Consider the following 12015-nt stretch of genomic DNA (forward strand, 5'->3'; position numbering starts at 1 on the left):
AAAAAAAAGCAAAAGAAACTCCTGGTTAGTATCTATTTTCAGTTTTCAGTATTGGCATTTTTTTAAGTCTTAAACGCTGCAATTTAGCGACTTTTAAACTTAACAGACCCTTAGTTTAAGCGCTAAGAGACTTGCTAAGCAGAGAAAAAGGCAAAAGAATCCCGTGGTAGAAGTTACTCACTCCCTAATCCTAAAAATTGGCGTACTATACTGTCTTAAATGACTTATAAGTGCGTTTCAGCTTGCATAGGGAAAAATCTCTAGAAGTCTAGGTAAAATTAATAAAGACATAAGGTGTAGATAGTGTAAAAAATAAAACATAAGAGACAACCGTAATACTCTTGTCGTTTAATCTGCACAGATGAAGATAACTGAATATATCCAATCTTGATAATGGGGTTGGTGAAGGTTGTCAAATAGTTTTTTTTCATCAACTACCTAAATGACACCTAGGATTGTATAATAGTTGTACTGGAATCCAGTTTTTCATATAATTTTATTAAAAAAGTATGAAAGGCCTATATATCAAGACTTACGGCTGTCAGATGAATGTTTATGACTCCGTTTTAATGGAAAATATAATTAAGCCTCTGGGGTTTAGCGTTGTTAGTGACGCAGAAAAGGCTGATTTGGTGATATTGAATACTTGCCACATTAGAGAGAAAGCAGCAGAAAAGCTCTATTCAGAGCTTGGGAAGATTCACTCATCACGAAAAAATAAGGAAATTACTATAGTGGTAGCCGGGTGTGTAGCACAAGCAGAAGGTGAGGAAGTGTTCAGAAGAGCCCCATTTGTGGACATCATTGTTGGTCCGCAGAGCATTGCTACTCTACCGGAGTTAATAGTCAAAGCAAGCAGAAGTAAAGGCCATCTAATAAATACTGATTTCCCAGAGGTTGCAAAGTTTGATAAATTACCAGATGAGTGTTACAGCAATAGCCAAGGGCCTTCTGCATTTCTTTCCATACAAGAGGGCTGTGATAAGTTTTGTACATTTTGTGTAGTGCCCTACACTCGTGGAGCTGAATATTCCCGGCCAGTGAATGAAATATTCCGTGAAGCGCTGAAATTAGTCGCGAATGGAGCAAAGGAAATCAATTTGCTCGGCCAGAACGTCAATGCTTACCACGGGGAATGCGAAGGAGAGATATGGGATTTAGGAAAATTAATTGGTCATATTGCTAAAATTGAAAAGCTAGAGAGGATTCTCTATACAACCTCTCATCCACGAGATATGCATGAATCTCTCTACTTGGTACATGTAGAAGAGCCAAAACTCATGCCATTTATTCACCTGCCTGTGCAGTCAGGTTCAAATAAAATATTACGCGTGATGAACAGAAAATATACTGCAGAGGAGTATTTGGAAATAATAGATAGATTGCGTAAATTGAAACCTGAAATCGAATTTTCTTCTGATTTTATCGTTGGTTTTCCTGGAGAAACCGAAAAAGACTTTGAGGAAACTATGAAATTAGTAGAAAAAGTAAAGTATGCTCAGGCTTATAGTTTTAAATATAGCCCAAGACCTGGGACGCCAGGAGCGGAAAGGAAGGATCAGGTACCAGAAGAAGTTAAAACAGAACGCCTTCTTCGTTTACAGAAGCTCATTAGTGAACAACAACTCGAATTTAATCAGAGTGTGGTAGGTAAAACTATTCCTGTTTTATTTGGCAATAGAAAAGGCAAACATCAAAACCAAATTATTGGTAAAAGCCCATATATGCAATCAGTTTGCATTGATGATCCTGCAGATAAATACAGAGACAAGATAGTAAGTGTGAAGATATTGGAAGCTCGGCAGAATAGTTTGCTAGGGACAGGAATGCTTTTGAATTTGTGATTTTCCAAAAAGTCATATATTCTCTAAATTTATCCAGTTAAAATGAATATGAAGTCAAAGCATTATCCTGATACAACGAGTAGTCCTGATTTTTCGTCGTTGGAAAAGGAAATCATAAAATTTTGGCAGGAAAGCAAAATTTTTGAGCGGTCAGTTAAAGAACGTTCCAAGGATAATTGTTTTGTCTTTTACGATGGACCTCCATTTGCAAATGGACTGCCACATTATGGGCATTTACTCACTGGTTTCATCAAAGACGCGTTTGCAAGATATCAAACTATGCTGCAAAAAAGAATTGAGCGTAGATTCGGTTGGGATTGTCACGGGTTGCCGGCTGAAATGAGTGCAGAAAAGGAACTTGGAATATCTGGCAGAGCTGAGATAGAAAAATTCGGTATTGAAAAGTTCAATAACCACTGTCGTACTTCTGTGATGAAACTTTCATCAGAATGGGAAAAGTATGTAAATAGGCAGGCAAGGTGGGTAGATTTTCATAATGACTATAAAACCATGGATAAGTCATTTATGGAATCGGTAATGTGGGCATTTAAGCAGCTTCATAACAAGGGTTTAGTGTATGAATCGGTACATGTTGTTCCCTATAGCTGGGCATGTGAAACTTCATTGTCCAATTTTGAAACAAGGCTTGATAATGCATATAGAGAAAAGGCTAGCAAAGCTGTAACTGTTGCATTTGAGCTTTTAGAAAATCCAAAGCAGTTTAAACAAAAATGTAAGTTACTCGCTTGGACTACAACTCCTTGGACGTTGCCGAGCAACCTAGCGCTGGCAATAGGGAAAGATATTGAGTATTGTGCAGCGCTAGTAAATGGTGAAATCTACATCTTCGCTGAAAGCTACTTGGAGAAGTTTATCATCCACCTCGAACAAAACAATATTCCGTATGAAAACTGCAACATAAAACTCAAAGCAGATGATCTTGTAGGTCTTTCTTATAAGCCGCTGTTTGATTACTTTAAAGATACGAAAAATGCATTTCGCGTTTTCATAGCAGATTATGTCACAGCAGAAGATGGTACTGGAGTTGTGCACACTGCTCCTGGATTTGGTGAAGAAGATTTTTACCTGTGCCAAAGCCATGATATTCTAGCCATTTGTCCAATTGATAACGGAGGCAAATTTACTGCTGAAGTTTTGGATTTAGCAGGAATTCATGTCTTTGATACTAATGATACGATAATAAGAAAGTTAAAAAAACAAGGAAATTGGTTCAAAACCGAGCAATATATTCACAATTATCCACACTGCTGGAGAACTGATACTCCTTTAATCTATCGTACTATGCCTTCTTGGTATGTTGCTGTAACAAAGTTTAAGGAGAGGATGGCGAAGCTGAACAAAAAAGTTAATTGGATACCGAGTCACATAAGAGATGGCCAATTTGGAAAATGGCTTGAAGGAGCACACGACTGGTCAATTTCACGTAATCGATTCTGGGGTACACCGATTCCCGTATGGAAATCAGATGATGAAAGATATCCAAGGGTAGATGTGTATGGTTCAATAGCTGAACTAGAGAGAGATTTTAATGTTAAAGTGGATGATTTGCACAGACCATTTATTGACACTTTAACAAGACCAAATCCTAATGACCCGACAGGAAAATCAGTTATGCGTAGTGTGCCTGATGTATTTGACTGTTGGTTTGAATCTGGCTCAATGCCATTTGCACAAGTTCATTATCCATTTGAAAATAAGGAGTGGTTTGAGAATAATTTTCCTGCAGATTTTATTACTGAGTATATAGCGCAAACTAGGGGATGGTTCTATACGCTTTTTGTATTGTCCACTGCTTTATTCGATAGTGAACCGTTTAAGAACTGCATATGCCACGGTGTTGTTCTCGATATAAAGGGGCAGAAATTGTCCAAGCGTTTGAATAATTATGCGGACCCAATGGAGGTGTTTGATAAATACGGTTCTGATGCACTACGTTTTCTTATGCTTTCTGGATCTATTGTTTGTGGTGGTAATTTGCTACTTGATAAAGAAGGAAATTCAATCCGAGATGTTCTGAGAAACGTAATAAAACCTATTTGGAACAGTTATCACTTTTTTACCATGTATGCAAATGTAGACGGAATTAAAGCTGAAGTTTGTAAGGATTATCAAAGCACTATTGATCGCTACATGATCTCCAAATGTTTTGAAGCTGTAGAAGGTATCCAAGCTTCTATGAACAACTACAATTCCCAAGAGGCTTGCAAAATTCTGATAGATTTTTTTGAAGTATTAAATAATTGGTATATTCGTCGCAGTCGTGAGCGTTTTTGGAAAAGTGATTTAGATCAGAATAAAACTGACGCTTATAATGTTCTATATACGGTTTTTTATTACATACTTCGGGCTGCAGCTCCTTTATTGCCGCTTATAACGGAGGCTATATGGCAGGGGCTTAAATACAAAGAAACATCTGTTCATTTGGCCAATTTTCCACAATTAGAAAAGTTTGATAACGAGCTCATTGCCAAGATGGATTTAGTGAGGGAGATATGCAACTCTGCACTCTCTATCAGAAACACCTTTAATATACGTATCAGACAACCGCTTGGCAGTATGACCATTTATCACAAGTCTTCCTGTAGTTTTCTTGAAGGTGAACCGCTTTCTGTCATCCTGGAGTTCTCTCCTGTCATTCCAGTGCTTGACACTGGGACCCAACATGCTGAAGATTCAAATGAGTACCAGGAGATGATAAAGGATGAGGTGAATGTAAAAAGCTTGGAATTAGTAAACAGACTTGAAGGTATTGCATCGCTAGAGTTAAAACTAAATTTCCCACTACTTGGAAAGAAGGCTCCAGACAAAATCAAGAAACTAGCTCAATATGTCAAGGAGGGAAAATGGAGGCAAGTTAGAAATGAGCGAATATTTCTAGGAGATGAATCAGAGAACTATATTATAGAGAAAGGTGAGTATGAACTATTATTAAAAGCAAACAGTAAATATTCCTCTGTGTTTGATAACAACAAAGGAGTTGTTATCCTAAACACTGAACTGAACGATGAATTAATTCTAGAAGGGCTTGCAAGAGATGTTGTGAGGCTCATTCAGGAAACTAGAAAACAAGCTGATTTTCATATATCCGATAGAATCAAAGTAGTAATCAAAACAGAGGATGAGAAAATTCAAGAAGCGGTGAATACGTGGAGTGAATATATAAAAGAACAGACTCTTGCCTTATCTTTAGAAATTAATATAGAAATTGAAATCAGCTTCTATTCCAAGGAATACCAAGATTTAATTGTTGGTATTAAGTTAGATTGCTAGTAGTTGCAAATTGTTATTATTTATGCTATACTTGAGGCAATTAGGGTAAGGTTATAGTATGAATGCTGTTGTAGATCCTGGTGGAGTTATTAGTTCAGACAATAGTGATTTAGGTAAAAAAGAACCTGTTGCTACATTAGAAAAACAAAAATCCATTTCTAATGTAGAGGAAAAGGATAAGCATTTTGACATTCCACTAAGTATATTTCGTTATAAAGGTTATGATTCTGACTTTTTCACTTCCTGGTATAATATACTAAGAGGAATATTTGAAGAGATAAAGGGAATACTCCCAGAAAAACGGGTGTTGAATTTAGCTCTATCAGTTTTAATGCTCCCTTATATTGCTTCTATTTCATTGGGATTAGTAGTATATAACAGGTCTAAAGCAGACGATAAAATGCAAGCCAGTCCGGAGAGAAATGAAACAAAAAAAAGTGAAGTGAGTGAAAGTACAGCAAAAAGATTAGCATATAGCGTTCTTGCTGCAATAGCGATTTTTGTTAATATAGTTGTGCTTGTCACCTTAATTATTCCTGCAACACTAGCTTTGGCTACTTTTTATCTTTTGAATAAGAGGTTATCTCATTCTTTGATTGCTACTGTTAAGATAGGTAGTGGGTTGTATAAGAATGAGCACCAGAATGTTGAGGTATCCTTTCACGAGATGGATGCTGGTGAGTCAGACATTAGGTGGGATATAGGAATTAAGTTTCCACCACAATTTGGACAGTTACTTAGAGATTTGTGTGAAGATAAAAGTGATAAGCTATTTGTTACACAAGATGCAGAGCATAATACCATACTGAAACTATCAGCTAATATCTACTTAAAAAATGGTCTTAGGCCTTTACGTAATGAGATCAGGGGTATGCTTGCAACTTTGATTCAAGGATTCATAGAAGCTATGGAAGAACTGTCGAAGCTAGACAAAAAAGATATTACATACGATAAACTGAAGGAATTATTGAACGAGTTCAGACTGAAAGCGGTGAATAGTGTAGATCCTAAGTTGACAAGTCACTTAATACAAGATGCTTACAGAGTTGCCTTTATACAGGCAATCAAATTTGCATGGGAAAGAAGAAAATTTTCATTAGAGGAACAACTGAAAGAAATACTAGTAGAACAAGAATTAAAAAGCAAAGGTAAGGAATTGCCGTCTGAAAGAGAGATTATAATAAAAGGTTTGAAAAAAGCAGGAGCAGAAGTACCGGATACCTTAGATGATAAGTCGCTTCCCACATTCAAAGCGGAATGGAAACGACTCATAGAAGAGAAAATAGCTAAAGGAGCAAGAATTGATGTTTATAAGGATATGTATCCTCAAGCAACAGAGAAAGCTCTTGGTAATGCGGAAACGGAAATTGAACATTTAAAAGAGGCAGTGTCAAAAAGATATAATGATGTACATAAAGAGTTAAAAGGAATATATGAAAACAGAAGGAACGGTAACTTAAAAGATGGTGCTCTGAAAAGGAAATTAGAGGATCTTTTTGGATTTAAAGGTAATGATCAAGAGGTTGAGCAAAGGCTAATAAAATCGGTAATGAGAAGAACTAAGATTATATTAAGTCAATCAGGTATAGCGGATAAGGAGAAGCAAAGCTTGATGAAACAGTTTGAGAATTTAGAAAGAGAAGCTCCAGGTAAAATAAATAACTTTATAGCAAAAATGTATTTAGAAATAACAAAATGTAGAATTCAAAGTTTATTTAAAGGACAAACGGAGGGTATAGAGCACTCATGTAATCTATTAGAGAAAGGTGCGCCGGATTTAGTGGCAAAAACTAACTTGCATCGCAAGAAGATTGAAGAATACTTAAAAAGTCCTGGACAATCTAGATCATTAAAGGCAATAATGAAAGAAAACGAGGATTTAAACAAGTACTTAGAAAATGAGCGAAATAGCAAAGGAAAAGAGCATCCAAATACAAAGTTAATAGAGCAGCACTTAAAAAATAACCAAGAAATTCTGAAAGCATTAGAGAACTTAGAATCAGACAAAGAAGAATCATTAGTAAATGAAGAAACAAAAAATGATTACAAAGAAGAACTGGAGTCTCGTGAAAAAATAAAATTTGCAATCATAGAAGATGATTTACTGGAAGCATTCAAGCAAGAAACTTTTAATGAAGCAAAAACCAAGAAGTTATTAGAAAAAGCAGAACTTGAATATTGCTTAGCAGAGAAATACATCAAATATCCTGTGATTAAAACGAAAGATAATATCAAACACTTTTGTCAGGCTTTATTGTCTTCTCTGATAGATAATTTGGTGGAAAAGATAATAAATCATGTACCAAAGGATAATGAAAGTGGACTTTTACGATTCTGGAACTTTTGCAAAGTTGCGAAAGGTTATATTAGAGTAGGCTTGGAGGCTACCAAAAAGGATAAAAGTACAGAAGGAAAAGCGTTAGATGTGGCTCATGATACTTATAAAGAAGTAAAAACGTTTCTTCAATATTTTGAGTCAAGTTATGAGGAAGTGGGGAGCTTGATAGGTGGCGTATTTTCTGATAACGGTGAAACATTTAAAAGGGATATATGGCCCCAGATAAAAAATCATTTGCTTGGAATGTGGGATAGATTTTTTAAGGATATTGAATTTACATTGATTAGCAAAGATAAAAACATTAGTCAAGAAATAGAAGGAATAGTGGAAACTAAATTGGATGGGCTTACAGCACAAAAGCATAGCTTGTTGGTAAACTCTGCCCAGGCAGCAGGGGCGTAATACACTATCTTGCTAAGTAATTATAAATGACTGTAATAATATCACTACTATTACAGCCCATTTGAGTAAGTTCAGCATTTCCACCGCAACCTCTTCCAGTTACGGTAGATACCAGCTCTTTTGCGCTGATTTTATCAGTTAAGTCTTTGCTTACTTTGACAATCAGCACTGTTTTGTTTTTTTCAGTTGCTGTGAAAGCTATTACAGTTTTTGGTTTTTGTTGCTGCAGAACAAATTCCCTTATTATACTTGCTGGAATGTCAGTGAAAGTGTGGCCTACAAAATTCATTCCACTTATTTCAGTGCTTTCTATGTTCTCCGCGCTTACGAGCTTTTTATAAAGGTTTTTTATTTTAGCTTCGGATTCCTTGCGCTCTTGGCTTAAAATGCCTAGTCGGTTTGTTATTTCACTTATTGGTGCTTTTACAGATTCTGCAATTTTTTTTAAGCCAATTTCATTATCACGTACATAATTAATTGCTTCTTGACCGGTCAAAGCTTCGATTCTTCTTACTCCAGATGCAATAGAACATTCTGTTACTATCTTAAACAAGCCAATTTCTCCAGCGCGCTCCACGTGCGTGCCGCCACATAACTCTTTTGAACCTCCAATGCTCACCACTCTTACTTGGTCGCCATACTTTTCGCCAAACAATGCCATAGCTCCTTCGTCTATTGCCTGATTTATGCTCTGAATTTTTGTAGATGTAGAAAAATTTTTTCTGATTAGAGAGTTTACCATGTCTTCTATTGCAAACAGTTGGTCCTGAGTAACTTGAGTGTTATGGCTGAAGTCAAATCTCAGTCTATCCGGTGCAACCAAGGACCCCTTTTGAGTAACATGATCACCCAAGATTTTTCTCAACGCAAAGTGGAGAAGATGTGTAGCTGAATGATTTCTTTTTAGATCCTGCCTTCTTTTCTTGTCAATGCTTGCTGTAACTGTGTCACCTTTACAAACTGAGCCGGATTTAACCACGCACCTGTGCAAACATAGGTTATTAATCTTATTGGTATTCTCTACTGTGATTACACTTAGGTTTGGTGTCATTCTGACGTGTGGCTCTGGCTCAACTGGGATGATAACTCCAGTGTCCCCCACCTGTCCACCTGATTCTCCATAAAAAGGTGTTTTATTAAGTATAATGGTTACCTTTTCTCCTTCTTTTGCAGAATCAATAACTTCGTTTTTAGGGGAAATTATGGCTATCACTTTTGCACCCTTTACCTCACTAAACTCATAATCAACAAACTCTGTTTTGCCAAATTTATCGATTAAGTCGAACCATATTTGCTCAACAAACTTTTCACCAGATCCAGCCCACTTAGTACGTGCCTTCTCTTTTTGCTCTTTCATCGCATCATCAAAACCTTTTTGGTCGAATTTTATTTTCCTCTCTTTTAAAATATCAAGTGTGATATCTAGAGGAAATCCATAAGTGTCATATAGCTTGAACGCCGATTCTCCTGGCAGAGTATCGCCTGGTTTAAAATCTGCAGTAAATTTTTCAAAAAGATTAATGCCTTTCATCAAATTATCTTTAAAGTTCTCTTCCTCCGATTTTAACGTTGTTTCTATTGAACTTTTGGCTCTAATCAGTTCAGGATAAACATCTCCCATATAAGCTGAGCTCAAGCTATCTATCAGCACTGGAAAAATGCGATGGAGTAGAGAGTCATTATATCCAAGCTGATGAATATAACGTGCAGCTCTCCTGATTAATCTGCGTAGTACGTAATTTCTGCCTTCGTTTCCAGGAAGTACCCCCTCTGCAATTAGAAATGTGGCTGCACGAAGATGGTCCGCAATGATCTTATGAGCTACTTTATTTTCTTTATTTCCACAGAGCTCTTGCGACTTATTTATCAGAGCAGAAAATAGATCAATATCATAGTTATCATGAACGTTTTGCATTACGGCAGCTATTCTCTCAAGGCCCATTCCAGTATCGATGCATTTTTTTGGTAACTTTTGTAAATCACCTTCTTCATTTTTATTAAATTCCATGAATACCAGATTCCAAATTTCAACAACTCTATCGTCATTTTGTAAATTAGGTTTTGCATGGTCATAAAAGATTTCAGAACATGGGCCACATGGACCAGTATTACCCATGCTCCAAAAGTTTTCATCTGTTGCAATTCTAATGATTTTATCATCCGAAAAACCACTTACCTTGCGCCAAATCTCGTATGACTCATCATCAGTGTGGTAGACAGTTATGGATAATCTGTTTTTGTCAAGAGACAATTCTTCAGTAATGAATTTCCACGCAAGTTCTATTGCAGTTTCTTTGAAGTAATCACCAAAGCTAAAATTCCCAAGCATTTCAAAAAATGTGTGATGCCGAGTTGTATAGCCAACGTTTTCAAGATCGTTGTGTTTACCGCCGGCTCTTAGACACTTTTGACTCGAGATGGCACGTTTCATTTCAGTTTTTTGTAAACCGGTGAAGATGTTTTTAAACTGCACCATACCAGCATTCGTAAACATGAGTGTTGGATCATGCTCTGGGATTAAGGGAAAAGAAGAAACCTGCTTGTGGTTGTTACTTACAAAAAACTTTATAAATCTTTCTCTAATTTCATTTAGCTTCATCGTTTTTATTGAGATTATCTATGCATAATAAGTTGTAATGAGAGCAAAATCAATTCATCACTCTGAATATTAATATATATCATTTAATATAATAAAAGCAATATTTACATAAAAATTTAATAAAAAGACATAGACTGAAACTTTCGATTTGCTAGTATAGTGAATATTAAAAAATTTAGGAATAGATATATGATAAAAAAAACACAAAATGTCTCATAAATAGAGAAAATGACACCATTCGAGGAAAGGGCAATAGTTACTATTTCTTCTAGCTTGAAAAACATAGAAAAAGGAAGAAAATACACTTTTCATTGAAAGGAGAGGGTTTAACAATTGATACTTTTAGTATATCTGACAATCATACAGGTTATACTTTATTGCTAGGATGACAAAAAAGGTTCCCACCCTGAAGGGCATTATAGATTGATGATTAACGATATTATTTCAGATCTGAGGAGTGGAAAATAAAAAGTAAAACAGAGTATGATTTCAGAAAATTCGACGAAAGATATCTAAAAGATCTAAAAGGACTTTTAAGTCAAAAGGTTACAACAACTAGTTCACAGGAAGAATCTACTACTGAAGGAGTTGAGTATGAGACGCAAGCTACTTTGGCTACTGATAGTGCAACAAAAGAATTATTTAATTCCAGCCAATTGGAAGAGTCTACTAATGAAGAGGTTGACTATAAAACGCAAGAAGGTAGTGAATATTTCGCTGTAGAACCAGCTCCTTTAAAACAACAAAAACTTGATCTTGCACCAGATGAAACAACTGAAGAGATCAAACACGTAATGGAAGAAAGAAAAAGGTTAAATGCTAGTCATGAAATTACAACTGAAAATATAGAATATGCTAGGAATATGACAAGAAAAGATATTGCTTTTTTCTCTAGTAAAGTCACATCAAGAAACTTACCAGCATTTTCTGAGTTGAGTAGTACAAATGCGACATTACCTCAATTGCCAAATGAATCAGGAATTATCGGCACAATAGCAGCAGGATTATCAACATTGAATGCTTATATTATAGTACTAGTATTATTAGTAGCTGCTGTTACTATCGGAGATGCTGGTTTTTACGTAAAAAGAAGAGAGGAGATAGTTACGATTTTGAAAAATCTAGTGTAGAAATGAAGTAGAAGCTCCATTTTCTGAAGAGCATAATTCTCTGCTTGATGAAGTAAACACTAAGCCAGGAACATATCGGTCTTTTCGATTTGATGATACTTAATCAGTATGTAAAAGCCGCCATACTAGACTCTATTTACAAATTTTATTAGGGGAGGGATAGAGGAAGGATGGTGGCTTAGATTACGATATGGAATTACTTAAAGAGCACTCGTGAAAGTATGCGCATCAAGTAGTGGTAAATGGTTTAAACAATAAAATGAGTAATTTGCTCCTAAAGGCTTTTAGATTAGATCTCTTGTATAACCTAAACTAAGCAGAAAAAAGCAAAGATTGTTAGAGTGTTATCCAAATAGCTCCTTTTCTTGTTATTTATAGCCCTTCTGATAACAGTCAGGAATAATCAAAGAA

The 12015-nt window shown here is 35.8% G+C and carries 5 protein-coding genes; 4 read left to right on the top strand and 1 reads right to left on the bottom strand.

Going from position 1 to position 12015, the window contains the following annotated elements:
• Nucleotides 1-509: 509 nt before the first annotated feature.
• Genes miaB through IHO13_RS02275 form a run of 3 tightly spaced genes read left to right on the top strand, consistent with a single transcriptional unit; the run spans nucleotide 510 to nucleotide 7875 of the window.
• Nucleotides 510-1844: a tRNA (N6-isopentenyl adenosine(37)-C2)-methylthiotransferase MiaB gene (gene miaB / locus IHO13_RS02265; RefSeq protein WP_225538088.1), complete on the top strand. Its 1335-nt coding sequence runs from the start codon at nucleotides 510-512 to the stop codon at nucleotides 1842-1844.
• A gap of 48 nt (nucleotides 1845-1892) precedes the next feature.
• Nucleotides 1893-5135 carry an isoleucine--tRNA ligase gene (ileS, locus tag IHO13_RS02270; RefSeq protein WP_225538092.1) on the top strand — a complete coding sequence of 1081 codons (3243 nt, stop codon included), beginning with the start codon at nucleotides 1893-1895 and terminating at the stop codon, nucleotides 5133-5135.
• Between the two features lie 58 nt (nucleotides 5136-5193).
• Nucleotides 5194-7875 (top strand): hypothetical protein, encoded by a 2682-nt coding sequence (locus IHO13_RS02275; protein ID WP_225538089.1) that lies wholly within the window; start codon nucleotides 5194-5196, stop codon nucleotides 7873-7875.
• Nucleotides 7876-7879: 4 nt separating this feature from the next.
• Here IHO13_RS02275 and alaS read toward each other — a convergent pair whose 3' ends face one another.
• Nucleotides 7880-10474, bottom strand: a complete 2595-nt coding sequence (gene alaS / locus IHO13_RS02280) for an alanine--tRNA ligase (protein ID WP_225538090.1) — start codon at nucleotides 10472-10474, stop codon at nucleotides 7880-7882.
• A 611-nt stretch (nucleotides 10475-11085) separates the two neighbouring features.
• Here alaS and IHO13_RS02285 point away from each other — a divergent pair.
• On the top strand, nucleotides 11086-11604 hold the full coding sequence (locus tag IHO13_RS02285; RefSeq protein WP_225538091.1) for a hypothetical protein: 519 nt from the start codon (nucleotides 11086-11088) through the stop codon (nucleotides 11602-11604).
• Nucleotides 11605-12015: the final 411 nt, after the last annotated feature.

Source organism: Wolbachia endosymbiont of Mansonella perstans (genome assembly GCF_020278605.1).
Lineage (GTDB): Bacteria > Pseudomonadota > Alphaproteobacteria > Rickettsiales > Anaplasmataceae > Wolbachia.

Excerpts from the sequence above, each read along its gene's own strand:
- ileS (WP_225538092.1), top strand. The coding sequence starts at position 1,893 with ATGAAGTCAAAGCATTATCCTGATACAACGAGTAGTCCTGATTTTTCG.
- IHO13_RS02275 (WP_225538089.1), top strand. The coding sequence starts at position 5,194 with ATGAATGCTGTTGTAGATCCTGGTGGAGTTATTAGTTCAGACAATAGT.
- alaS (WP_225538090.1), bottom strand. The coding sequence starts at position 10,474 with ATGAAGCTAAATGAAATTAGAGAAAGATTTATAAAGTTTTTTGTAAGT.
- miaB (WP_225538088.1), top strand. The coding sequence starts at position 510 with ATGAAAGGCCTATATATCAAGACTTACGGCTGTCAGATGAATGTTTAT.